The following is a 23,814-nucleotide window of genomic DNA, read 5'->3' as shown; positions in this document are numbered from 1 at the left end:
AACCCGATGCACGTAGCGGCCGGCTATCAGGTCCTGGCGGATCAGCAGCCCGAAGGCCCCGAGTTCGGCAAGGCCTCACCGCTCGCTCTGCTGATCATCATCGTCCTGCTCGTGGCCACCGCGCTGCTGATCCGGTCGATGAACTCACAGCTGAAGAAGCTGCCGAAGACCTTCGACGCCGAGCATCCGGAACCGGATCAGGCATTCGACGACGGAACCGATTCGGTCGTCGACGGAGAGGGCGATCCCGAGACCCCAGACCCGCAGACCCCAGACCCGCAGACCCCAGGCCCGCAGACCCCAGACCCGCAGACCCCAGACCCGGAGACCCCAGACCCCGACACCACAGGCAAGGTGCAGGCCGATGAACGGAAGTCCGCCGAAACCTGAACCGACCGAAACGGGTCGTGACAGGGATCTGCAGCGCAACGCCCTGGATCAATCCACGAGCCCGTATCTCCGTCAGCACGCTGCCAACCCGGTGCACTGGCACGAGTGGGGGACCGACGCCTTGGCCGAGGCAGTCCGCCGAGAGGTCCCGATCCTGCTCTCGGTCGGCTACGCGGCCTGCCATTGGTGCCACGTCATGGCGCACGAGTCCTTCGAGGACGACTCGACTGCCGCAGTGATGAATCGGGATTTCGTGTGCATCAAGGTGGACCGGGAAGAGCGGCCCGACATCGACGCGATCTACATGAACGCGACGGTGGCGATGACCGGGCAAGGCGGCTGGCCGATGACGTGCTTCCTCACCCCATCGGGCGACCCGTTCTATTGCGGCACTTACTTCCCTTCGTCACCGCGTGGCGGTATGCCGTCCTTCATCCAGATCATGGGTGCGGTCACCGAGGCCTGGACACAGCGACGCGATGAGATCGACGCCATGGGGCGCCGGGTCCGTGAACACCTCGAGGCCAACACCGCGGCGTTGCCGGTCGCCGACGTCGGCGTGGACGACCGGTTGCTGACCCATGCGGTCACCGCGATTCTCGACGACGAGGACATCCGATCCGGTGGATTCGGTGGCGCGCCGAAGTTCCCGCCGTCGGCCTTACTGGCGGGGCTGATCCGCGCAAGCGAGCGGACTGCCGACCGACGGCCGCTCGACGCGGTGATCCGGACCGCCTCCGCGATGGCGCGCGGCGGCATCTACGACCAGCTGGCCGGCGGATTCGCACGCTATTCGGTCGACAGCGACTGGGTGGTACCGCATTTCGAGAAGATGCTCTACGACAACGCACAGCTACTCCGAGCCTATGCACATCTGGCGCGACGCACCGGTGATCCGCTGGCGACGCGGATCGTCGAGGAGACCATCGAGTTCCTCGACCGGGATCTGCGTGTGTCGGACGGGTTTGCATCGTCGCTCGACGCCGATGCCGACGGTGTGGAGGGGTCGACCTACGTGTGGTCACCCGCGGAGCTGACGGAGGCACTCGGCGAGAGCGATGGACGTTGGGCGGCAGACGTTCTCGGGGTGACGGTGGAGGGCACCTTCGAACACGGTCGGTCCACGTTGCAATTGCCTCACGACCCCGACGACCCGGTCCGGTTCGCGCAGATCCGAGGTCGCCTGCTGGTGTCGCGTGGCGGGCGGGTGCAACCGGCGCGCGATGACAAGGTGGTGACCGGATGGAACGCGATGGCGGTCACCGCTCTGGTCGAGGCCGGTGCCGGTCTGGGACGCCCGGACTGGATCGACCTGGGAGCCTGGTGTGCGCGGGCGCTGCTGGACGGGCATGTCGTCGACGGGCAGGTGCGGCGTTCGTCGCTCGGTGGGGTCGTCGGGCAGCCGGCCGCGGCGCTCGACGATCATGCCGCACTCGTCACCGCCCTGCTCGGTCTCCATCAGGTCACCGGTGACACATCGTGGCGGGAAGAAGGGTTGGCCGTTCTCGATACGGCGATCGAGCTGTTCGCCGATCCCGAACAACCCGGCACCTGGTTCGACGCCGTCGGCGACGGGCTGATCACCCGGCCGCGTGATCCCGTCGACGGGGCCACACCCGCCGGTGCGTCGCTGATGGCCGAGGCGTTACTGGCCGCGTCGGCACTCGCGCGATTCGGTCCGGCGACGCGATATGCGGAGCTTCTCGATCAGACGCTGGCGCGCGCAGTGGTGCTCCTGGCCAAGGTGCCCCGATCGGCCGGACACTGGCTCGCGGTGGCACAGACCCGTGTGTCCGGTCCGCTGCAGATCGCGGTCGCCCAGGGTCCGGACAGCATGGGCGAGCTCGCCGCACACGCGCGCCTGGTTGCCCCCGGCGGCACGATCGTCGTTGCCGGGGAACGTGATTCGATCCCGCTGCTGGACGGGCGCGGTACGGTGGACGGCGCGGATGCCGCGTACGTCTGTCGTGGCACGGTGTGTGGATTACCGGTCACAGATGGCCGGGCACTCGAGGAGGCATTGGCGGCGGCCGGCTGACGCCGCCTGGCAACACCCCGAATTACGCCGCGCGCCCTCGTCGAGCGGGCGCAGAACTCACGCGAGCGGGCGCAGAACTCACGCGAGCGGGCACTGCGATGGATCGTCGGTGAGAATCGGTCGGAGAGTGCGCACGATCGGCGCGAAACTGCGCACGGTCGGCGCGAAATTGCGCACGGTCGTCGAAATGGTGCGCCTGATCGATGAGTGGGCGTGTCGTCCGGGCGGACCATTGCCCGTGACGTGAGGCGGTCAGTATCGTCACTGCAATGCCGCCTCTACCACGGCGTTCGGTCGTGTCGTGGACCGCGATCCGAGTGGTTCGGATCGCCGTCATCGTCGTGTTCGCCCTGGCCGGACTGAGCGTCGTCGTGCCGACCGTGCATGCGGCGGCGCCGCTGCGCATGTTCGCCATTGGCAACTCGTATATCTCGGGTCAGGGCGCCGACAACTACCAGACGATCCCCGCCGACATGACCTCGTATCGCGCCGGGACGACCGGACCGCAGAACTATTGTTTTCGTAGCAGACATGCTGCAGTGGAGATCGTCGCGAAGCGACTCGGCGCCCGGTTCACCAACATGACCTGTGCGAATTCCCAACCGCGACACATCGATCAGGACGCTCAGTTCGACGAGGGGCGCCAGATCGAGCACCTTCCCCGTGACGCCGACGTTGTCGTCATGCAGGTGATCGGCAATCCGGAGTTCATCAAGGTGGTCGAGTGTGTGCAGCTACGGGAGTGCGATCGGCGGACCGTCGAGCGATCGCTGCGGGTTCTCGACGACGACCAGCGATTCCACGAGCGACGCATCATCCGAGAGGCCCGGGCCCACGCTCCTACCGCACATGTCTACGTCCTGGGTGCACCGCAGGTGGTTCCGCGCGTGGGCCAAGACCAACGCAGTCGCTGCGGGTGGTTCATGTCCGATCCCGAGGTCGGGATGCTCAACGACTTCATCGGCAAGATCAACGAGATCTCGCGGGACAACGCCCGTCGTGCCGGCGAGACATTCGTCGACCTGGCTCGTCCGGGATCGCCGTGGAATCAACGCCACGACCTGTGCAGTGCCGATCCTTGGGAGTGGGGACCGCGGGTGGCGGCCCCCCAGTACGGACCGGACAACGCGAAGTTCCGGAACTGGATCCTGGGTGGATATCACCCGACGCAGGCCGGGCAACGTGCCACCGCTGTGGTGCTGGAACAGGTCATCCGCGAACGTGAGAGCCTGCGCGGGTGATCCCGACCGCAACGTTCTCGAGAAAATTCCTCGGGTGGGCTGTCGATCCGTGATGATTGCTTCGTCATAGGGGCAGATGGCGGCAGTGGGCCGGCATCACCTGCCATTCGGCATCCGAGAGAGGACCTGACATGCAATACCTGTTGGCGATCACCATTGACGAATCCGTGCCCATGCCCGAGGAAGGCCAGGAGGGCTCCGAGGAGATGCGCGCGGCGTGGGCCGGCTATGGAAAAGCCCTCGCCGCGGCAGGCCTGCTGGTCGAGGGCGCCAGCCTCACATCGAGTGCATCGGCCACCACCATGCGACTGACCCTCGGGCAGAGCCCCACCATCACCGACGGCCCGTACGTCGAGGCCAAGGAACAGCTCGGCGGGTACTACCGGATCGACGCACCGGACCTCGATGTCGCGCTCGAGTGGGCGGGTCGGATTCCGCTGCCGTTCGGAGTGGTCGAGGTTCGGCCCGTGCAGCTCTTCGCGGCCTACGACGGCACCCCGACGCCGGTCGAGGCCTGACTGTCTGTGGCCGACACCGTAGGAGCGGCCATTGCGCGTCTGGCGCGTGAGGAGAGCGGGCGTGTGCTCGCTCTCCTCGCTGCCCGCTTCGACGACGTCGACCTCGCCGACGACTGCGTCCAGGATGCGCTGCTACAAGCCGCCGAGACCTGGCCCACCCGCGGTATCCCCGACAATCCGCCCGCGTGGCTGTACACCGTCTCCCGCAATCGGATCGTCGACCAACTACGTCTGCGCGCGTCGCGCCGTCGTCGGCTCACTGCGGCCGCACCCGAGCTGCTGACGGAGAGCGAGCCGTCCACCGGTCCGGAACTGATCATCGATGGCCGCGAGCTCGGCGACGAGCGTCTCCGGCTGCTGTTGCTGTGCTGTCACCCGGCACTGGATCGCGATGCGCAGGTCGCGTTGACGCTACGTCTCGTGGGCGGTCTCACCACCGCCGAGATCGCAGCCGCCTTCCTCGTGCCGGAACGTACTCTCGCACAACGGATCGTCCGTGCAAAGCGTAAGATCCGTGACGCGCGGATCCCGCTCACCATCCCGGCCGACATCGATGGCCGCGTCGGTGTGTTGCTGGGGGTGCTCTACCTGATCTTCAACGAGGGGTATCTGTCGAGGGGCGCAACGTCGTCACTCGTCCGGCTTGACCTCGCGGACGAAGCGATCCGGTTGTCCGGTCAGTTGATCCAGCTCATCCCGGAAGACGGTGAGGCGCATGGCCTCCTAGCGCTCGAGCTGTTCCATCGGGCTCGATTCGGAGCGCGGCTGGACGTCGCCGGAGACCTCGTCGTGCTGTCAGAGCAGGACCGAAGTCACTGGGATTCAACGATGATCGACCGTGCGCGCACCGTGTTGCAGGCGGCGGTGGCACGTCCTGGTGTCGGCGTCTATCGCATCCAGGCGATCATCGCCGCGTTGCACGCCGGAGCCCAGACAGCGGCCGACACCGACTGGGAGGCCATCGTCGACCTCTACCGCATCCTGGAGCGGATCGGTCCCGGTCCGGTGGTTGCCCTCAATCGTGCGATAGCGGTGTCGATGGTCGACGGCCCGGAAAGGGGACTGGCCGAAGTCGATGCGATCGACGGACTCACCGATTATCACCTGTGGCATGCCGCGCGGGGCGAGCTCCTCTATCGGGCCGGTGATCGGGAGGCGGCCGGTGCGGCGTTCCGCCGCGCGCTCACGTTGGCGGACAACCCGGTGGAGCAGCGTCACCTGCGGAGTCGCATCGAAAAGTGCGTGGTGACGGGAGGGCGGTCGGGCGAGTGAGTGGGGTATCAGATCGCTACCGACGAGTGTTCAGAGCGCGAGGTGGGTGGCCGCGGCACCTTCCGGACCGACCAGCGCGCAGAGTCGTCGATCCCGGCCCAGCTGCATGAGCAGCGCCGCGCCCGCGGGTCGGAGATCGATCTCGGCGCCCTGGCCGATCGGCCAGCCCAAGAATCGGCAGACGAACGATCGCGAGAAGTGCCCGTGGGACACGATGATCGCGTCGGACTCCGTCAGGCGTTGCTCGACGAGCTCGACCGCGCCGTCGACCCGGCGGGTCATGTCATCGACGGATTCGCCGCCTGGCCCGCCGCATGTCCAGATCGTCCAGTCGGGATCACCGTCGGCGTGGATCTGTGCGCGGGTGAGACCCTCGTAGTCCCCGTAATCCCATTCGGCGAAGCGATCATCGACCTTGTCGACAGCAAGCCCGCCGAGTTCCGCGGTCCGTTGAGCGCGGCGTCGAGGTGAGGCGAAGACATACGGGGTGACGAGGCCGAGGCGGTCGGCGATGCCGGCCAGTGCGCGAGCGTCCTCCTCACCACGTGCGGTGAGATCGATGTCGGTGCGCCCGGTGTGCCGGTCGGTCAGCGACCATTCGGTCTGCCCATGCCGGATGAGGAGCACTCGTCGGTTCGTCGGGATGTCGGCAGCACCTGGGTCGTCGGTCACCCTGCCGAGCTTACGACCTTCGCCAGCTGATCGACCGCCCACTCGATCTCCGCCTCGGTGATCACCAACGGCGGCGCGAGTCGAAGTGTCGCGCCGTGGGTGTCTTTCGCGAGCACCCCGCGCTCGGCCAACCGAAGACAGATGTCCTTGCCGGTGCCGAGCGACGGTTCGACGTCGATCCCGGCCCACAGGCCGAGGCCGCGTACTGCGACCACGCCGTGCCCGATCAGGTCGTGCAGCCGGGCGTGCATGTGGTTGCCGAGGTCGGCAGCGCGTGCCTGCCAGGTGCCCTCGGCGAGCATGTCGACGACTGTGTGACCGACGGCCGCGGCGAGCGGGTTGCCGCCGAACGTGGAGCCGTGCTCGCCGGGGTGCAGGACGCCGAGGACGTCCCGGTCGGCCACCACGGCGGACACCGGCAGGATGCCTCCGCCGAGAGCCTTCCCCAGGGTGTAGAGGTCCGCCTCGACGCCCCAGTGCTGTACGGCGAGGGTCTTTCCGGTCCGGCCGAGCCCGGACTGGATCTCGTCGGCGATCATCAGGACATCGTGCTGGGTGCAGAGCGCGCGCACGCGCGGCAGGTAGTCGTCCGGCGGCACGATGATCCCGGCTTCCCCCTGGATCGGTTCGACGAGGACGGCCACCGTGTACTCATCGATGGCAGCAGACATCGCTGCTGCATCGCCAAAGGGCACCCGCACGAACCCCGGTGTGTACGGCCCGAATCCGTTTCGTGCGTCCGGGTCGTCGCTGAAGCTCACGATGCTGATGGTGCGGCCGTGGAAGTTGCCGTCGACGACCACGATCTTCGCCTGACCGTCCGGTACGCCCTTGACGTCGTAGCCCCATTTGCGCGCCACCTTGATCGCCGACTCGACGGCTTCGGCGCCGGTGTTCATCGGCAGGACCATCTCTTTGCCGCAGAGTGCTGCGAGCGAGGCGCAGAAGGGCTCGAGCCGGTCGGACCGGAACGCACGGCTGGTCAACGTGATGCGTTCGAGTTGGGCCGTCGCGGCGGCGACGATCCGGGGATTGCGGTGACCGAAGTTGACGGCCGAATACGCGCCGAGACAGTCGAGAAAACGTCGTCCGTCGACGTCGGTGATCCAGGCGCCTTCAGCGGTCGCCGCGGTGACCGGCAGCGGTGAATAGTTGTGCGCGACATGGGGCTCGGCCGGGGGAGGCACAGCAGAGGGACGCTCAGGGGGAGGGGACACAGCGGGAGGGATCGCCAGGACCTCCTTGTCGGTGGCCCTCAATTCCAGGGTGCAGCACTTGATGCCGCCGCCGCCTTTGCGTAGTTCGGAGAGATCGATCGCGATCGTGTCGTAGCCGGCGGCGCGCAGCGACTCCGCGAGGTGTGGTGCCGCACCGGTCATCACGACGCGGTGGCCGTCGGAGACGAGGTTCAGGCCGAGGACCGCAGCGTCGGCATCGGTGGCGACGATGGCGCTCGGGAACAATGAGGTCAGCCGCGCTCGCGAGGCGGGGGAGAACGCGGGCGGGTAGTACGCGATGTTCTCGTCGTCGAGCACCCCCAGAGCCGTGTCGAGGTGGTAGTACCGCGGATCGACCAGCTCGAGCGTCACGACCGGCAGACCCGTGATCGCCGAGACCTCGTCGTGGGTGTCACGGTGGCTCCGAAAGCCGGTACCGGCGAGGATGCGGTCCCCGACGACCAAGAAGTCGCCCTCGCCTTCCTGGATGCCGACCGTCCGATGAACCGGACCGAGGCCGTTCCCGTCGAACCAAGCCGCGTAGAGATCGCCCTCGGGTCCGCGTTCGGGAAAGGCGAAGCGGGCCGCGATCGTGTGTCCGCCGATGCTGAGACCGCCGTTGGCGGCGTAGACCATGTCGGGTAGGCCCGGGTGCGGATCGACAATGTGGACGCGATGACCGAGCGATTCGTAGGTCTCGCGCAGGCGGAGCCACTGAGCGATCGCGAGGTCGGTGTCCACGGGTGTCGACGGATCCATCCACGGATTGATCGCGTAGCTGACCGTGAAGTGAACTGGCGGCGTCATGGCATAGGTCCGTAGCCGGGGTACCCGGGCGACCGGAGCGAGAGCAGGGCTCGTCAGCGTCATGAATCGACGCTATGCTCCCTTTGTCGCGCAAACAATCAACGCCCGTTGCGCATCAGCGCAACAAAGGATGGCGGCAGTGGCACGAAACGGAGATACATTGCGCCAGCTGGATGATCTGGACGAAAAGGTGCTCGCCTGCCTGGCCAGGGATGCCCGTGCCACCTTCGCGCAGGTCGGTGACGAGGTGGGCCTGTCGGCGCCCGCGGTGAAGCGACGCGTCGATCGGCTTCTCGGCGACGGCGTGATCAAGGGGTTCACCGCCGTCATCGATCCGCAGGCGATGCAGTGGACCACGGAGGCCTACGTCCAGGTCTCCTGCCGAGGCAACATCTCGCCGGAGTCGCTGAAGGCGGCGTGGGAACCGATTCCCGAAGTGGTCAGCGCGGCAACCATCACCGGTCAGGCGGACGCGATTCTTCGGGTCCGCGCTCGCGACGTGCGCCATCTGGAGCAGGCGCTGGAACGGATCCGCGGCGCGGGTCCGGTCGACCATTCCGAGTCCATCATCGTGCTGAGTCAGCTGATCGATCGCGGGCACCCGTGAGAGTCGGCGGGAGTCGGTTCGCGATCATGCGGGCGATCGCCTTGTTGCCCGCCAGGTTCGGATGGAATCCGAGTTACTCGCTCGACGTCACGTAGCCCTCGAACCATTTCTTGTTGCCGCCGATCGGATGGTCGCGAGGTCGGTGTCGGGGCGGAGCGCACCGATCTGCGGTGGAGCGAAACCTTGTGACCGCAGCTGAGGTGTGGTGGTGATGTTCTCGGCCTTTGCTCCCGCGACCGCCGCCGATCGGAAGGCCGCGGTCCTGATGAGGCCCGCCAGCTATCCGGATAGGTGACTGGTGATCGGCCGCAGCCGATGATCTCGGTCGGGCCCGCGGCCCTCGAATCACCCTGTGTCACATTGTGTACCGGCTCACGGGCATCGGCCGGGACGGCTGGACGACCGCGTGGAGGAGGGTGAGGAAAGCGATGCCGAGTGCTGTGAACGTGCGAATCGAGGTCGCACGACGCGGTGCATGAGCGCACGGTATGCGGCGGCGCAATTGGTCGCGGTGCGGGGTCGTGCTAGCCTGGTCGCCGTGATGACCACCGTGCGCGCCTATTGGCGCTTTATCGAGGCTCCGGGTGGGGCCGCGATGAAGCGCTGACATTGCCGCGCGCGCAAACACCCGGAGCCCGAGCAGCGACCGCAAGGTTGCTGCTTTCGTCATTTCAAGGGCCTCCGGTGATCTATGAGCAACCAGGGGCACCCGACAACGACCGGGCCAGACCCCGAAAGGCACGACGTGACCACCATTCCCGACTTGACTGCCGAAACGACCTCCGATCGTCGGATCAAGTCCTTTCGTGCCATCCCGTCACCGGACACGATTCGCAGTGAACTGCCGCTGACGGCACGACGTGCCGTCACCGTCCAGAATGATCGCGACGAGATCGCCGACATCCTCGCCGGCCGTGACGACCGTCTGCTCGTCGTGGTGGGACCGTGCTCGGTGCACGACCCGGTGGCCGCGCTGGACTACGCACGGCACCTGGCGCCATTGGCGAAGGACTACGCCGATCGGCTGAAGATCGTGATGCGCGTCTACTTCGAGAAGCCCCGCACCACTGTCGGTTGGAAGGGACTCATCAACGATCCCGGGATGGACGGCACCTTCGACGTCGAACGCGGACTGCGGACGGCTCGCTCGCTGCTGCTGGACATCATCGACCTCGGACTGCCTGTCGGGTGTGAGTTCCTGGAACCGACCAGCCCGCAATACATCGCAGACACCGTCGCCTGGGGCGCCATCGGGGCGCGCACCACGGAGTCGCAGGTCCACCGACAGCTCGCATCGGGGCTGTCGATGCCGATCGGGTTCAAGAACGGCACCGACGGCAACATCCAGGTCGCGATCGACGGCGTGAAAGCCGCAGCGGCGCAACATGTCTTCTTCGGAGTTGACGACTTCGGCCACGGATCCGTGGTGGAGACCGCGGGTAACGACGACTGCCACGTGATCCTGCGTGGTGGCACCGCCGGGCCGAACTTCGATGCCGAGTCCATTGCGACTGCCGTCAACTCTCTCGCGAAAGCCTCACTGCCGCAACGGGTGATGATCGATTGTTCGCACGCAAACTCCGGCAAGGATCACGTTCGCCAGGCCGCAGTCGCCGACGAGATCGCCGCTGCGATCCGCTCGCTTCGGCGCGCGGATGAAACGGTGCCGATCAGTGGCGTCATGCTGGAGAGCTTCCTCGAGCCGGGTGCGCAGTCGCCCGATGCCCGACCGCTGACCTACGGCCAGTCGGTCACCGACAAGTGCATGGGCTGGGAGGCCAGCACCGCCGTGCTGGCGACGCTGGCCCAGAGCTGACCGGCCTATTCCGGACGCCTCCGGACCTGCTGTGTCGCGTCATCCAGATGCGCACACTCGGCGCGAAAGTGTGCCCGGTCGGCGACGTCGCGGTGGGACCGGCCCGATCCGGTCCCACCGCAACGCTCAGCTCCGCTTGCGCCGCAACTGGTTCGCGTATCCGACGGCTCCGTCGACGAGGATGAACGCAGCAAGACTGATGCCGAGGAGCGGGATGAACCACCCGACCGCCGCGACGATCACGATGACCGCCGCGATCGTCGTGACCGGCACCCCTCGCCACGCGCCACGCAGCGGTGGCCGCCCCACAGCGAGGAAGCGGTCCGCTCGCCGGGGTCGGCGTTGCCACCACATCTGATAGCCCCGCACGATCACTGCGAGAAGGCCGATCGCCAACAGCAGTAGCGCGATCTGGTTGACGAGACCGAACAACAGACCCATGTGCAGGGCGATGCCCCACGTGGTCAGTTGTGCGGCCAGGGGCCAGTCGGCGAACCACGAGACATCGACGACATGTCCGGTCGCTCCGTCGATGGAGACCGAGTTCGGCGAGAACTGCCATGGCCGGCGCGTCTCTGCCACCGTGAATGCGGTCGCCGGACCTGTCGGTACGGACACCTCGACGTCGTCGGTCACCCCGATCCGATCGGCAACTGCCAGAACCGAGTCCACCTGTCCGACGGCATCGGCGACGGCGGCACCCCCGGCGCCGTCATGCCCGGGCGTGTGGTCGCCGTGTCCGCTGTGTGCACCGGCGGACGTGGCGGAGTCGTCAAGGGAGGTCGACACACTCGGGGTCGTCCAGCTCAGTGCCTGACGCAGCTCGCCGATGTTGTCGCCGGCGAAGCGCGACCAGGTGAGGCCGGTCGCCGACAGGAACAGCACCCCCACGACGATCCAGACACCCACGGCACCATGCCAGTTCAGTGTGCGGGCCCGGCCCCCGGTTGAACGGTCGACGCTGATCAGCCGAGCCTTCCGGTCACGCCTCATCCGGCGATACCGCGCAATCCACAACGCGAGACCCGCCAGTGCGATCACCCACAGCCACGACGCCGCGAGTTCGCTGTAGACGCGACCAGGTTCTCCCAGATGGAGGTGACGATGCAACTGGCTGATCCAGGTCCGCAGCGGTAAGGCCCCGGCACTCCCGTAGCTCACCAGCTCGCCGACCGGGCGCGCGGTGACCGGATCGACGAAGACCGCCATCCGCTCCGATTCTCCGAGCGACGGGTCGTCGAACAGCACGCGCGTGGTGTCACCTGGCGCGGCTGCCGGACGCACGGCGGAGAGAGCGAGATCCGGTCGGGTGGCCATGGCCGCGCGGATCTGATCGGCCACGGGGCGGGCCTGACCCGTGCTGTCGGTGTGCAGTTGCTCGCGGTAGACGACCTTCTCGAGACCGGGTGCGAGTGCGTAGAGGCCTCCGCTGACGACCGCGACGATCAGAAACGGTGCGATCAGGATGCCGGCATAGAAGTGGAGTCGTCGCACCAACGGTTCCCAGCCGATGTGGCGCCCACCGGGCCGGCGACCGGCCGGGTCGGTCGGTGGCGAGGAGTCGAGCGGCTGTCGGGGTGGTTCCTGGGTGAGGGACACAGAGGTCCGCCTTTCGAGAGCTGGATGCGCCGCACGACAGATGAGGTCGTGCGCATACGCAGAGAGCCGACCGCCGCGCGTGGTCGACACGCGAGCAGGTCAGCGAGGGTGAGGAATGGTCACATCGCCGGGATCGGGGGACCCCGGGTACCCACCGGGCGGACACACCTGCGGCCGGGCCGCAGGCGGTCGTCGGTCGCGGGCAGCACGCTCCAGGACATCGAGACGTCGACTGGCGCCGAGATGAGCGTGAGAACGGCCCGGATCACCACCGACAGGGCGGCGATCACCGCGGTCTCCAGACCGATCGCCAGGGCGACCGCCACCACGGTGGCGACGATGTGAAAGGTCGCCATCGAGGGAGTCAGCAGCGTGGCGTGGTGATGAGAAAGGGCGGCGAGTGCGAGGTGACCCACGAGCTGTCCGCCGACGAGCATGCCGACGAGGCCCGGCCATCCGGCGCGCGGCGGGGAGGCGGCGGTGGCGGTCCAGCCGAGCCCCGCGCACACCGCGACCAGAAGAGTGAGGGCCGTGGAGTCGGGCAACCCGCCGCCCGCGGCTGCGTGCGCGATGGTCGAGGTGACCCCCGACGACGCGCCGACAACGCAACCCCGAACCTTGTCGAGGGCGCGTGCCTGCGGATGCATGGCCCGCATCGTATGACGGCGCTGCGGGGCCGATCGAGTCGGCTGCTAAGTTCGGTGCTGCGTCGGTCTTCGTCCGGTTCGTCCGGATCGAGCGTAAGAGGGAATCTGGTGCGAATCCAGGGCTGCCCCGCAGCGGTGACCGGAAACGACAGCGGCCAGGAGCACTGGGTCAGCGATGACCTGGGAAGCGGCCGTCAGTAGGTGGCACGAACTGTGCCGTGTCCGGGAGTCCGAAGACCTGCCGACGTGACCGCGGCGGCGTGCCGCGGTCGACATCGACTCCGTGGGACATGGTCGGTGCCGCCGACCTGTCGGCGTCGTCGTGTGTCCTCGGTGAGTGACGAGGTGGGATGACCGGGCAGTGGTTGCGCGTGAGCGTGCTGAGTGTGCTCTGCGTGTCGGGGCTCCTGACGATCTCCGTGCTCGGGCTCATCTTCGGTACGGCACACGTCCCGTGGCGCGATGCCGTCGGCTATGTGTGGGCCGACCTGACCGGCGGCGTGGTCACCGCCGGGGATGCCGCCGACTACCGGATCGTGGTCGATTCGCGACTCCCTCGCGTTCTCACCGGTGCCCTGGTCGGGGCGGGACTGAGCACCGTCGGCCTCGTGGTGCAGGCAATGGTCCGCAACGCGCTGGCCGACCCGTACGTGCTCGGTATCTCGTCGGGAGCGTCAGTGGGCGCCACCGCGGTGGTGCTGTTCGGTGTCTTCGCCGGAGTCGGTGTCTACGCGCTCCCGACCGCTGCGTTCGTGGGGGCGTTGGTCGCCACCGTGATCGTCTTCGCAATCGCGAGATCGGCCGGCGGTCTCACACCGCTGCGGCTGGTGCTCACCGGAACCGCTCTGGGTTACGGGTTTTCGGCATTGACCACAGTGCTGGTCTTCCTCGCGCCCGCCGGAGATGCCGCTCGCAGCGTGATGTTCTGGTTGTTGGGCAGTCTGGCCGCGACGAGCTGGCACACCGCAGGGCTCGTGGCGGCGGTGGTGCTGGTCGGCCTCGTGGTCGTCGCAGGATTGGCCCGCCAGCTCAACGCGTTGGCAATGGGCGACGAGGTGTCCGCGTCACTCGGGTTGCGCGCCTCACGATTCCGCATGCTGCTGTTCATCGTGGCCGCGCTCATGACCGGCGTCATGGTCTCGGTGTGTGGGGCGATCGGGTTCGTCGGGCTGGTGGTGCCGCATGTGGCGCGACTTCTGGTGGGCGCCGACCATCGCCGGTTGGTGGTGGTCACCCCGCTCATCGGCGCGGTGTTCCTCGTCGCCGCGGATCTGCTTGCCCGAACGCTCGTCCCACCGCAAGAACTCCCGCTCGGTGCGATCACGGCCGCGGTCGGGGTGCCGGTCTTCCTGCTCCTGATGCGCCGGCGCGGTACGGAGGCGGGGTGATGCGGGGGGTCGACTACGACGAAGTGGGTGTCGAGATCGGACATGCGACGATCCTTCGTGACGTGACCGTCCACGCGCCGCCGGGCAGTTTCCTGGGCATCATCGGCCCCAACGGCAGCGGCAAGTCGACGATGCTGCGTTGCCTGTATCGCGCACTCGACCCGACTCGGGGGCGTGTACGGGTGGGCGACCGCGACATCACGTCGATCAGCATGCGGGACAACGCTCGTCAGGTGGCAGCCCTCACCCAGCGGATCGCGCTCGACTTCGACTTCACGGCAGCGGAGGTGGTCGCGACCGGTCGTCTGCCGCACCGATCGCTGACGGCCTCGACTGCCCGCCGCGACCGGGAGATCTGTGCCCAGGCGATGCACGACGCGGGCGTCACCCATCTCGTCGACCGAGCTTTCACGTCTCTGTCGGGCGGGGAGGCCCAGCGGGTTCTGATCGCCCGCGCATTCGCGCAGGAGCCGGAGGTCCTGGTTCTCGACGAACCGACGAACCACCTCGATGTCCGACATCAGTACGCAGTGTTGCGTGCGGCGCGCGATCGAGAGGTCACAGTCGTCGCGGCGTTGCACGATCTGAACATCGCCGCGCAATTCTGCGACCGGCTCGTGGTCCTGGCGGCCGGTCGGGTCGCCGCGGCCGGCACACCACGCGAGGTTCTCACACCTGCGGCGATTCACCGCTTCTTCGGCATCGGCAGTCATGTGTTCGACCATCCACGCCTGAATGTTCCCCAAGTCATCTTCGACGAGAAAGAAGCGGAATGAGAACGAGATCGGTGATCACGGGTCTGTCGGCATTGCTGGTGTTGTCGGGCTGTGGTGCGCAGGTGGAGGGCGCCGCGCCGAAGGAGGCAGGCGGAGAGGTCAGCGTGGAGAACTGCCGTGCACCGCTGACCGTGCCCGGACGTCCCGACCGGGTGGTCACGAACGACACCGGTATCACCGAGATCATGTTCGCGCTCGGCCTGTCCGACCGAATGGCCGGATACACCACATATGCCGGCAAAGAACGGGACATCGAATCCTCGCCGTGGCGGGCAGATTTCGAACGGACCACTTCCCTGGGGGACGGATTCACACGTGAGGTCATCCAGTCGGCGAATCCCGACTTCGTCTTCGCGGGGTGGAATTACGGGTTCAAGGAGTCGACCGGGGTGACGCCGGAATGGATTCGCAGTCTGGGCGCGACGCCGTACCAGTTGACCGAGGCATGCCGTCAGCCGGGGACCACCGAGCGCGGCACAATGCCGCCCCTCGACGCGTTGTATTCCGATCTGGCGAACATCGGAGACATCTTCGGCGTCCGCGACCGTGCGGATGCCCTGGTCACCGACTATCGGGCCGAGGTGACGAAGGCCAACGAGGAAGCGCCGCCTGCCGACCGCCGGGCACGGGTGTTCCTCTTCGACAGCGCTGATCCCAACCCGTTCACCTCCGGGAAATACGCCGCACCGGAGCAGATCATCTCGGAGGCCGGTGGTACGAACATCTTTGGCGACCTGGCGAATTCGTGGACATCCACATCATGGGAGGCGGCCGCACAACGTGACCCGCAGGTCATCCTGATCGTGGACTACGGTGCGGGGCCGCAGAACACGGTCGCGGCGAAGATCCGGCAGCTGGAGACCCATCCACTGATGTCGCAGACCGATGCCGTACGCGACAAGCGGTTTCTCGCGCTGCCGTATGCGGCGCTCGTGGAAGGCCCGCGCAATCCGAGCGCGATCACCACGGTCGCCCGCTACCTCCGGTCGACGGGGTTCTGAGAACCGCGGGTTCTGCTGACAGCAGAACCCGCGGTGCCAACGCTCGGTGGCGACCTACCATCGGCCCATGGACGCCGGACCGCAGACAGCCGAACCCCTGTGGCGCGAGGTCACCGGACGCGTCATCCGACGACATCGCCACGACCGCGGCGAACGCCTGGTGGAGACCGCGCGGCGGGCAGGTGTCTCGAGCCAGTATCTCTCCGAGATCGAACGGGGCCGAAAGGACGCATCGTCGGAACTGCTCGCCGCGGTCGCCGGCGCTCTCGGACTGTCGCTGCTCGACCTCACACGCGAGGTGACCATCGAGTTGTCGCGGATGACCGCGGTGCCCGTGCTGCGGGCCGTGTCCGTCCCGGCGTCCGCGACGGCACCGATGCGCACACTCCGGCGGCCGATCGCGCTGGCGGCCTGAGCTACCCGACGTCGTGGGTGATCGGTCGGCTACCCGCGGGTATCGATGATCCGATCGGCCAGTCCATAGGAGACGATCTCTTCGGCCCGAAGCACACGGTCCCGGTCGGTGTCCTGTCGGAGCGTCTCGACCTCCTGACCGGTGTGGCGGCTCATGGCCTTCTCGATCTCTTCGCGCACCCGCAGGATCTCCTCGGCCGCCAGGATCAGGTCGGGGATGGTGCCCCGTCCCTGACCCGAAGGCTGATGCAGCAGCACCCGCGCGTGCGGGAGCACCGACCGCCGCCCGGGACTCCCCGCCGCCAACAGCAGCGCAGTCGACGAGAGTGCCTGCCCGACACAGGTGGTGGCGATCGGGGCGTGGCAGTACTGCATGGTGTCGTACAGGGCGAAGGTCGCCATCACCGAGCCGCCCGTCGAATTGATGTACAGGTCGATCGACGCGTCGGGGTTGTCGGAATCGAGGTGGAGGATCTGCGCGATCAACGCGTTCGCGACGCCATCGTCGATCTCCGTGCCCAGATAGATGATCCGCTCGTCGAGCAGATGGCTGTAGACATCCATCACCCGTTCGCCGTTCGGCGTCCGGCTGATCACGTTGGGGATCGTGTAAGTACTCATCGTGCCACCCCGAATCCTGTCGAAGCCGGTGTCAGCGGGCGGATCTGCGCCAGATCGTCGACGACATGGTCGATGAACCCGTACCGGACCGACTCCTCGGCGGTGAAGACGTGATCACGCAGCGAATCCGCGAAGATCTTCTCGACCGGCCGGCCGGTCTGCTCGGCGATGATCGTCAGAACGGTGTCGCGGACGTGTCGAAGGTCGTCGGCCTGGAGCTCGATGTCGGGCGCATAGCCGCCGATGCCCGCGGACCCCTGGTGCAGCAGGACCTTGGCGTGGCGGAGTGCATACCGCTTGCCGCGTGTCCCGTTACAGAGCAGGAATTGCCCCGCACTGTAGGCCATTCCGAGGTTCACGGTGCTCACGTCGTTGGGTATCAGGCGCATCGTGTCCATGATGGCGAGCATGGCCGGGACGGATCCACCCGGCGAGTTGATCCACAGCCCGATGTCGGCCACCGGATCCTCGGACGCCAGCATGACCAGCTGCGCACACAGCTGGCTGCCGATCTCGTCGTCGAGTGCCGTGTCGAGCATCAGGATGCGTTGACTCAGAAGGTTTTCCGCGGTTCGCTTGCGAAGTGGGAGAAAGCGTTGTTCGTCACTCATGCCCCGATCCTGCGCCGCTCCCGTCGGTCTCGCATCGGCGCGCTGCCGCACGCAGAACGATGCTGCCACGAGCAGCGTGCGTCCGCGCGATCAGACCACGTCGACGGTCGGTCGGGCATTCGGGATGGTGATGAGGGCACGACGACGCAGCCGGGCCGACGGCGCCGCGATCGAGTCGGCCACCCGGTACTCGGCCTCCCATCGATCCGGCCGCAGGCGGTTGAGGACGTAACCGCGCTGGGCGTTCCCGAATCGGACGTGTGGTGATGCCGCCTTGATCGCACGGTCGGTTTCGTCACTGTCCTCGCCGTCGCCTCCCGACGAGATCGACGTCCCGGCCAATTCGACGCCGACGGTGGGTGATTGATGTCGATAGGTCGATCGGAGCTCGGACACCGCGTTGCGGTGGATGTCACCGACGATCGACACGAGATTGGTCACCCCGCGATGACGCGCGCCGTCGAGTACCCGGGCCCGGGAGGCCTCGTACCCGCTCCACCCGTCCATGCTGACCTCGCGGACGCCGTTCTCCACGTGGGCGAGGTCGGCGATGGTGGTCTGATGTGCCAGTACATTCCACCGATGTCGACTCCGCGAGAATCCGTCGAGCAGCCACCGTTCCTGCGCGGCGCCAGTGATCGTCCGGTGGGGATCGGCCGTGGGGCCGTTCTGCGCGGTGTCGTCGTCGCCGTTGGCCTGATCACTGCGGAACGTACGGGTGTCGAGGACGTTGAACTCCACGAGGTCGCCGAAACCGAAGCGCCGATAGGCGCGGACGTCGGCCCCGTGAGCCTGGTGCGCGGCGCGCACCGGGGTGTTCTCCCACCACGCCTTGAGTCCCCGCGCCCGCCGGAGCAGGAAGGCGGGAATCGGCTGATCATCCTCGGGAACCGTTGCCGCCCAGTTGTTGTCCACCTCATGGTCGTCGAAGATCGTGACGAACGGGCTGGTCCGGTGGATCTCGCGCAGGTGTGGGTCGAGCTTGTAGAGAGCGTAGCGATCGCGGTAGTCGTCGAGGTCCATGGCCTCGCGGTGGGCGGATTCCGGCATGGCACTGGTCCGGCGGCGCCCGCCATTGCGGGGTATCGGTTTCTCGTAAATGTAGTCACCGAGGTGAAAGACCACATCGGGGGCATGGGAGGCCATGTCGGCGTAGGCGACATAGTGACCGTCGGCCCACGACTGGCAGGAGGCGAAGGCGAACGTCAGAGCGTTCGCGCGGCCGGTTGAGGCGGTGCGGGTCCTACCGACCTCGGAGATATCGCCTGCCGCGCGGAACCGATAGAAGTAGTCGCGCGCCGGCTCGAGCCCGCGGACATCGATGTGGATGCTGTGGCCGTTGTCGGCGGTGGCCGGGGCCGACCCGCGCCGGTGGATGCGGCGCATCGTCTCGTCGGTGGCGACCTCCCATTCGACGGGTACCGGGGCCGCACCCATTCCGCCACCGCGCGCGAGTGGGTTCCGGGCCAGCCTGGTCCACAGCACCACTCCGTCCGGAAGTGGATCGCCGGAGGCGACCCCGAGGGTGAACAGGTGGTCGCCGAGGCGGGGCGCACCGGACGACGCAGGTGCGTCCCCGAGGAGACCCGGGATGACGGCCAATCCGCCGGCGACGCCGGTCCAGGTGAGGAATCTGCGACGTGTCATGCCGACACGCAGCGTCTTGTCGCGGGTGATCGAGACGTCCGGCAGGTGGTTGCTGCGCATGGGGTAAGCCGACCAATGCCGACTGACCGGATGTCGTCCGGCGGCTTGATGTCGGATGATGCTCGGATGAAGACGAGGTCACCACGGTCGACGTGGATGCGCCGCGGCGGTGTCGGTCAGAACTGGATCAGGCGGTGAGCACGAGCCAGACGGCGATGTAATGCATGAGGGCAGCAACCGCGGTGCATGCGTGGAAGACCTCGTGATGTCCGAACGTGGTGGGCCACGGGTTCGGCCAGCGGGCGGCGTAGAGGATGCCACCGACGGTGTAAAACACACCGCCCACGGCGAGCAGCACGATGACCATCCAGCCGACGTGACTGACCAGGGCGGGAGCGACGGCGATGATCACCCAGCCGAGCAGGATGTACAGTGCGACGCCGAGCCAGCGTGGTGCCGACGGCCAGACGAGCTTGAGAGCAACGCCGGCGATCGCGCCGATCCAGACGATGCCGAGCACCCACCATCGGACCTCCGCGGGTAGGGCCAGCGCGCAGAACGGGGTATAGGTTCCCGCGATGAACAGGAAGATCATCGAATGGTCCGCACGCTTCATCCGGACCTGTGCGCGCGGCGTCTTCCAGGGGATGCGGTGGTAGCTCGCGCTCACCGCGAAGACGCCGAAGACCGTCACCGCATAGATCGCGCAGGCGACAGCCGCGCCGGGCCCGCGCAGCACACCGGCTCCGATCACCACCGCGAGTCCGGCGCAAGCGGCCACCCACGCGGAGTATTGATGGATGACGCCACGCAGTCGGGGCTTGATGGCCGCGATCGGGTCGTCCGTCAGGGTGCTCACGCAACCTACGGTACCGTAACTTTTGAGCCGATAGGATCAGGCAGCGATGAAACTACTTCCCGATCGGCTCCGGCGACCGATGCTGAGCGTCTACGAACGCCGGCTCGTTCAGCTCATGGATGTGTCGCGTCTGCCGCGCCACGTCGCGATCATCTGTGACGGCAACCGGCGATGGGCACGGGATGCCGGGTTCGAGGATGTCAGCCACGGTCACCGTGTGGGTGCGCAGCGAATCGCCGAGATGCTGTCCTGGTGTGCCGAGCTGGGGATCTCGACGGTCACGATCTATCTGCTGTCCACCGAGAATCTGCAGCGCGCTTCCGATGAACTCGATGCCCTCATGGAGATCGTGCCCGACATCGTCGAGGAGATCTCCGGGCCGGAGGGGGATTGGCGGGTCCGCATCGTCGGTTCACTGGCGCAACTCCCGGATGAGGTGGCCGCTCGGTTGCAGACGGCGTCGGAGCGGACACGCGAGCGCGACGGGATGAACGTCAACGTCGCGGTGGGATACGGCGGTCGACAGGAGATCGTCGATGCCGTGCAGTCGCTGTTGCGTGAGAGTCTCGCCACCGGTGACAACCCGGAGGAGATGATCGGCGCCGTCACCGTGGATGCGATCGACCGCAACCTCTACACGAAGGGTCAGCCCGATCCGGATCTGGTCATCCGCACCTCCGGTGAACAGCGCCTGTCCGGGTTCCTCCTCTGGCAGAGTGCCTACTCGGAGATCTGGTTCACCGACGCCTACTGGCCCGAGTTCCGCCGGGTGGACTATCTGCGCGCGCTCCGTGACTACTCGGCGCGGAGCCGGCGCTTCGGCAAGTGACCGGCTCGCCGGTTGCTCTCATCGGTGGACTCATCCCGCGGGGATGAGGTGGTCGGTGATCAGGGTGACGAGGGCATCGACGTCGGCCGCGAAGGTGGAGGCCGCCGGAGTGCCGAACCCCACGACGATGCCTCCTGTTCGGGAATTGTCGGAGTCACCGACTCCGGCGGGGACCGGTGCGGCGGGGTGACGGAACAGTGACAGCGGCGCCAACGCGAATCCGCGTCGCCCGGCGGCGTCGGTGACGATCGGTTCCGACTCGGCGGGGATCGGGATCACCGCGTGCAATCCGGCGGCGATCCCCGGCAGTCGGAGGCCGGCCTCGGCGAGGCGTGCGGTCAGTCGATCGCGTCGCCGCCGATAGTGCTGCCTGCTGCGCCGGATGTGTCGGTCATAGGCACCCGAGTCGATCAGATCGGCGAGGACGAGCTGGTCCACGACACTGGCGTCCGGTTCGCGAATCCCCTTGGACCACACCACCGTGTCGACCAGATGTGGTGGCAGGACCAGCCACGCGATGCGCACGGCGGGGGAGAGGCTCTTGCTGACCGAGCCGGTGTAGATCACCACATCGGGACCGAGCGACTGGAGGGCGCCGATCGGCTCACGGTCATATCGGAGTTCGCCGTCGTAGTCGTCCTCGACGATCAGCCTGCGGTGGGCCCGTGCCCAGTTGATGACGTCGGCTCGTCGGGTCGGCGACAGCGGAACACCGGTCGGGAACTGATGACTCGGCGTCAGGAGCACTCCGCAGGCGTGGGTGGGAAGGTCGTCGATGATCGCACCTCCCGCATCGATCGGTATCGGGGTGGTCGCCGTCCCGCCACGCTCGATCACGGCCCGGTGAAATGGGAGGCCATGGCTCTCGACGGCCAGTGTTTCGTCGAAGACGTTGCGGGACAGTAACTCCAGGGCATGCATCACCGACGTGGTGAGGACGATCTGCTCTGGGTCGGCGTGGACCCCGCGCACGCGGGACAGGTAGGCCGCCAGCGACCGGCGCAAGGGAGCGCTGCCCTGCGGGTGGCCGGGACCGAAGGCCTCGTCGGGGGCGGCCATGATGGCCCGTCGCGTGGACGCCACCCAGTCGGTGCGCGGGAAGAGGGACGGATTCGGTTGGCCGAGTGCGAAATTGTGAACCGGGATCGGTGTCGGTGACCGCACCGTGGCAGCCGGCCGGGATTCCGGCCGCCGTGCGGTGTCGGCCACCCGGGTCCCCGAGCCCTGGCGGGCCACCAGCCATCCCTCGGCGATCAACTCCTGGTAGACCGCGGAAACCGTCCCGCGTGCGAGTCCCACGTCGGCGGCGAGGGACCGGTACGGCGGGAGTCGGGTGCCGGCCGGGAGACGCCCGTCGTCGATGGCGGCGCGCAGGGCCCCGGCCAGCGAGCGGCGTAGCCGCGCACCTCTGCCACGCGCGCTCGCCGAGGGATCCGGTTGCAGGTCGAGAAACAGATCCGTGCCGAGTCGTTGGGCGACCTGTTCCCAGGGGTCCGAATTGGCCTGCATATCCACTATGGGATTGAACCACTTTTGTGATGCAATCTGCTCCTAATCTGGACATCGACAACTTCGGATGGTTCGACGGTCTCGAGAGGAACAGGACATGAAAGTGGTCGTACTCGGCGCGAGCGGCGAGATCGGCAGGTCGTTGAGCGGCCGGCTTCGGGACCGGGGCGTCGATGTGCTTGCGGCACAACGGTCCAGTGGCGTCGATGCGTATGCGGGCACCGGCCTGGTGGAGAGCTTCGCCGGAGCCGACGCGGTGGTGGACTGCACGAACATCGTGACGACCAAGGCGAAGGCGGCAATCGACTTCTACGCAACGGTGGCCGCCAACGTGGCCGCCGCGGCGATCGAGGCCGGTGTCGGCCACGTCATCTGTCTGTCGATCATCAACGCCGCCGACCCTGCGGTCAACGCGAAGTTCGGCTACTACCAGGGGAAGGCGGCCCAGGAGGCGACCTACCGCGCTGCTCTCGGTGTGGATCGGCTCACGGTGGTGCGATCGGCGCAGTGGTACGAGCTCGCGCGGCAGATGATGAGTACGTTGCGCCTCGGTCCGCTGGCGGCCGTGCCACATATGCGTTGCCGGCCGCTGTCGTCGGCGGATGCGGCGGCGGCGGTGGCCGATGTGGTGATGGCATCGGACGGCCCCGACGTCGAGGTGGCGGGACCCGAGGTGCTCGATCTCACCGACATCGGCAAGGCCATCGCCCGGCGGGCGGGGGCCCCGAGATGGGTGGTCGGCGTGAAGATCGGCGGAAAGGCGATCCGGGACGGTGGTCTGGTACCCGACGCCCCCACGGTGGTCGCATCGACGACTCTCGACCAATGGTTGGACAAGGAGTACGCGGCATGACGACCCTCTCGGACAACATTCCCGATACCCGACGGATGTGGTTGCCGGGCAACAATCCCGGTGTCTACAAGGCGCTCGTCGCGCTGCAACGTGCGTCGTCGGAAGGACTGGAGTCCACCGTCGGTGAACTCATCAGGATCCGGGCGTCCCAGCTGAACGGCTGCGCCTACTGCCTGCACATGCATCTCTCCGATGCGCTAGCGGCCGGTATGGAGCCGATCACCCTCGGGATGGTGTCGGTATGGGCCGAGGCGCCGCATCTGTTCTCGGAGCGAGAGCGGGCGGCGCTGGAGCTCACCGAGGCGGTTACGCGACTCGGTGAGCACGGTGTCCCGGATGGCGTGTTCGGCAGGGCCCGTGACCTTTTCGACGAGTTCGAACTCGGTCAGGTGGTGGCCTCGATCGTGATGATCAACGCGTGGAACAGGATCGCCGTGACGGGTCGGTATCCGGCCGGGCTCGATGAGCGTCGGACCCGGTGA

Annotated in this window: 24 protein-coding genes and 1 riboswitch; of the genes, 15 read left to right on the top strand and 9 right to left on the bottom strand. The window is 67.2% G+C overall.

Annotated features, from left to right (window positions below; translation table 11 throughout):
• Window positions 1-6: 6 nt before the first annotated feature.
• The 5 genes from ACLQ3I_RS12630 to ACLQ3I_RS12610 all read left to right on the top strand — a co-directional run bounded on the left by ACLQ3I_RS12630 (window position 7) and on the right by ACLQ3I_RS12610 (window position 5,459).
• The gene (locus ACLQ3I_RS12630) at window positions 7-390 is read left to right on the top strand and encodes a hypothetical protein (RefSeq protein ID WP_425802816.1); all 384 of its coding nucleotides are present in this window, start codon (window positions 7-9) and stop codon (window positions 388-390) included.
• The gene (locus tag ACLQ3I_RS12625; protein WP_425802253.1) at window positions 365-2,428 is read left to right on the top strand and encodes a thioredoxin domain-containing protein; all 2,064 of its coding nucleotides are present in this window, start codon (window positions 365-367) and stop codon (window positions 2,426-2,428) included. Before ACLQ3I_RS12630 ends, ACLQ3I_RS12625 begins: the two co-directional genes overlap by 26 nt.
• 269 nt (window positions 2,429-2,697) lie before the next feature.
• Entirely contained in the window at window positions 2,698-3,669 is a 972-nt protein-coding gene (locus ACLQ3I_RS12620; protein ID WP_425802250.1) for a GDSL-type esterase/lipase family protein, read from the top strand.
• 131 nt (window positions 3,670-3,800) lie between these two features.
• Window positions 3,801-4,187, top strand: coding sequence for a YciI family protein (locus ACLQ3I_RS12615; RefSeq protein ID WP_425802247.1), 387 nt, complete (start codon window positions 3,801-3,803; stop codon window positions 4,185-4,187).
• 6 nt (window positions 4,188-4,193) lie between these two features.
• Window positions 4,194-5,459 (top strand): RNA polymerase sigma factor, encoded by a 1,266-nt coding sequence (locus tag ACLQ3I_RS12610; RefSeq protein ID WP_425802244.1) that lies wholly within the window; start codon window positions 4,194-4,196, stop codon window positions 5,457-5,459.
• A 30-nt stretch (window positions 5,460-5,489) separates the two neighbouring features.
• Here the strand turns inward: ACLQ3I_RS12610 and ACLQ3I_RS12605 are convergent, their stop codons facing one another.
• The gene (locus ACLQ3I_RS12605) at window positions 5,490-6,131 is read right to left on the bottom strand and encodes a histidine phosphatase family protein (RefSeq protein ID WP_425802241.1); all 642 of its coding nucleotides are present in this window, start codon (window positions 6,129-6,131) and stop codon (window positions 5,490-5,492) included.
• The gene (rocD, locus tag ACLQ3I_RS12600; RefSeq protein WP_425802238.1) at window positions 6,128-8,218 is read right to left on the bottom strand and encodes an ornithine--oxo-acid transaminase; all 2,091 of its coding nucleotides are present in this window, start codon (window positions 8,216-8,218) and stop codon (window positions 6,128-6,130) included. The genes ACLQ3I_RS12605 and rocD overlap by 4 nt, the downstream gene beginning before the upstream one ends.
• Before the next feature lie 97 nt (window positions 8,219-8,315).
• On the opposite strand from rocD, the gene ACLQ3I_RS12595 reads away from it, so the two are divergent.
• The 3 genes from ACLQ3I_RS12595 to ACLQ3I_RS12585 all read left to right on the top strand — a co-directional run bounded on the left by ACLQ3I_RS12595 (window position 8,316) and on the right by ACLQ3I_RS12585 (window position 10,578).
• On the top strand, window positions 8,316-8,762 hold the full coding sequence (locus tag ACLQ3I_RS12595; RefSeq protein WP_425802813.1) for an Lrp/AsnC family transcriptional regulator: 447 nt from the start codon (window positions 8,316-8,318) through the stop codon (window positions 8,760-8,762).
• Window positions 8,763-9,237: 475 nt separating this feature from the next.
• On the top strand, window positions 9,238-9,369 hold the full coding sequence (locus ACLQ3I_RS12590) for a hypothetical protein (protein ID WP_425788349.1): 132 nt from the start codon (window positions 9,238-9,240) through the stop codon (window positions 9,367-9,369).
• A 138-nt stretch (window positions 9,370-9,507) separates the two neighbouring features.
• Window positions 9,508-10,578, top strand: a complete 1,071-nt coding sequence (locus ACLQ3I_RS12585) for a 3-deoxy-7-phosphoheptulonate synthase (protein ID WP_425802235.1) — start codon at window positions 9,508-9,510, stop codon at window positions 10,576-10,578.
• Between the two features lie 126 nt (window positions 10,579-10,704).
• Here the strand turns inward: ACLQ3I_RS12585 and ACLQ3I_RS12580 are convergent, their stop codons facing one another.
• The gene (locus ACLQ3I_RS12580; protein WP_425802233.1) at window positions 10,705-12,177 is read right to left on the bottom strand and encodes a PepSY-associated TM helix domain-containing protein; all 1,473 of its coding nucleotides are present in this window, start codon (window positions 12,175-12,177) and stop codon (window positions 10,705-10,707) included.
• 119 nt (window positions 12,178-12,296) lie between these two features.
• Window positions 12,297-12,824, bottom strand: coding sequence for a hypothetical protein (locus ACLQ3I_RS12575; RefSeq protein WP_425788343.1), 528 nt, complete (start codon window positions 12,822-12,824; stop codon window positions 12,297-12,299).
• 46 nt (window positions 12,825-12,870) lie between these two features.
• A riboswitch (cobalamin riboswitch) is annotated at window positions 12,871-13,084 on the top strand.
• A 90-nt stretch (window positions 13,085-13,174) separates the two neighbouring features.
• Here ACLQ3I_RS12575 and ACLQ3I_RS12570 point away from each other — a divergent pair.
• The 4 genes from ACLQ3I_RS12570 (at window position 13,175) to ACLQ3I_RS12555 (ending at window position 16,404) form a co-directional block, all read left to right on the top strand.
• A complete protein-coding gene (locus ACLQ3I_RS12570; protein ID WP_425802230.1) occupies window positions 13,175-14,212 on the top strand; it encodes a FecCD family ABC transporter permease in 1,038 nt (345 codons plus the stop codon).
• Complete coding sequence (locus ACLQ3I_RS12565; protein ID WP_425788339.1) at window positions 14,212-14,988, top strand: ABC transporter ATP-binding protein; 777 nt, start codon at window positions 14,212-14,214, stop codon at window positions 14,986-14,988. The genes ACLQ3I_RS12570 and ACLQ3I_RS12565 overlap by 1 nt, the downstream gene beginning before the upstream one ends.
• Complete coding sequence (locus ACLQ3I_RS12560; protein WP_425802229.1) at window positions 14,985-15,989, top strand: ABC transporter substrate-binding protein; 1,005 nt, start codon at window positions 14,985-14,987, stop codon at window positions 15,987-15,989. The genes ACLQ3I_RS12565 and ACLQ3I_RS12560 overlap by 4 nt, the downstream gene beginning before the upstream one ends.
• A gap of 67 nt (window positions 15,990-16,056) precedes the next feature.
• Window positions 16,057-16,404, top strand: coding sequence for a helix-turn-helix domain-containing protein (locus ACLQ3I_RS12555; RefSeq protein WP_425788335.1), 348 nt, complete (start codon window positions 16,057-16,059; stop codon window positions 16,402-16,404).
• Window positions 16,405-16,433: 29 nt separating this feature from the next.
• Here the strand turns inward: ACLQ3I_RS12555 and ACLQ3I_RS12550 are convergent, their stop codons facing one another.
• From ACLQ3I_RS12550 to trhA, 4 genes are all read right to left on the bottom strand, one after another.
• On the bottom strand, window positions 16,434-17,024 hold the full coding sequence (locus ACLQ3I_RS12550; protein ID WP_425802227.1) for a ClpP family protease: 591 nt from the start codon (window positions 17,022-17,024) through the stop codon (window positions 16,434-16,436).
• Complete coding sequence (locus tag ACLQ3I_RS12545; protein ID WP_425788331.1) at window positions 17,021-17,635, bottom strand: ClpP family protease; 615 nt, start codon at window positions 17,633-17,635, stop codon at window positions 17,021-17,023. Before ACLQ3I_RS12545 ends, ACLQ3I_RS12550 begins: the two co-directional genes overlap by 4 nt.
• A gap of 90 nt (window positions 17,636-17,725) precedes the next feature.
• A complete protein-coding gene (locus ACLQ3I_RS12540) occupies window positions 17,726-19,342 on the bottom strand; it encodes an alkaline phosphatase D family protein (protein WP_425802225.1) in 1,617 nt (538 codons plus the stop codon).
• Window positions 19,343-19,469: 127 nt separating this feature from the next.
• Window positions 19,470-20,141, bottom strand: coding sequence for a PAQR family membrane homeostasis protein TrhA (trhA, locus tag ACLQ3I_RS12535; RefSeq protein WP_425788327.1), 672 nt, complete (start codon window positions 20,139-20,141; stop codon window positions 19,470-19,472).
• 46 nt (window positions 20,142-20,187) lie between these two features.
• Between trhA and ACLQ3I_RS12530 the strand changes: the two genes are divergently transcribed.
• Entirely contained in the window at window positions 20,188-20,970 is a 783-nt protein-coding gene (locus ACLQ3I_RS12530) for an isoprenyl transferase (RefSeq protein WP_425788325.1), read from the top strand.
• Between the two features lie 30 nt (window positions 20,971-21,000).
• On the opposite strand, the gene ACLQ3I_RS12525 is transcribed toward ACLQ3I_RS12530, so the two are convergent.
• Window positions 21,001-22,479 (bottom strand): PLP-dependent aminotransferase family protein, encoded by a 1,479-nt coding sequence (locus ACLQ3I_RS12525; RefSeq protein ID WP_425802223.1) that lies wholly within the window; start codon window positions 22,477-22,479, stop codon window positions 21,001-21,003.
• Window positions 22,480-22,576: 97 nt separating this feature from the next.
• On the opposite strand from ACLQ3I_RS12525, the gene ACLQ3I_RS12520 reads away from it, so the two are divergent.
• A complete protein-coding gene (locus ACLQ3I_RS12520; protein WP_425788321.1) occupies window positions 22,577-23,332 on the top strand; it encodes an SDR family oxidoreductase in 756 nt (251 codons plus the stop codon).
• A complete protein-coding gene (locus ACLQ3I_RS12515) occupies window positions 23,329-23,814 on the top strand; it encodes a carboxymuconolactone decarboxylase family protein (RefSeq protein ID WP_425802221.1) in 486 nt (161 codons plus the stop codon). Before ACLQ3I_RS12520 ends, ACLQ3I_RS12515 begins: the two co-directional genes overlap by 4 nt.

Source organism: Gordonia sp. DT101 (genome assembly GCF_049844895.1).
Lineage (GTDB): Bacteria > Actinomycetota > Actinomycetes > Mycobacteriales > Mycobacteriaceae > Gordonia.
The sequence above is the reverse complement of the archived record's forward strand: the minus strand, read 5'-3'. Positions and strand labels throughout refer to the sequence as shown.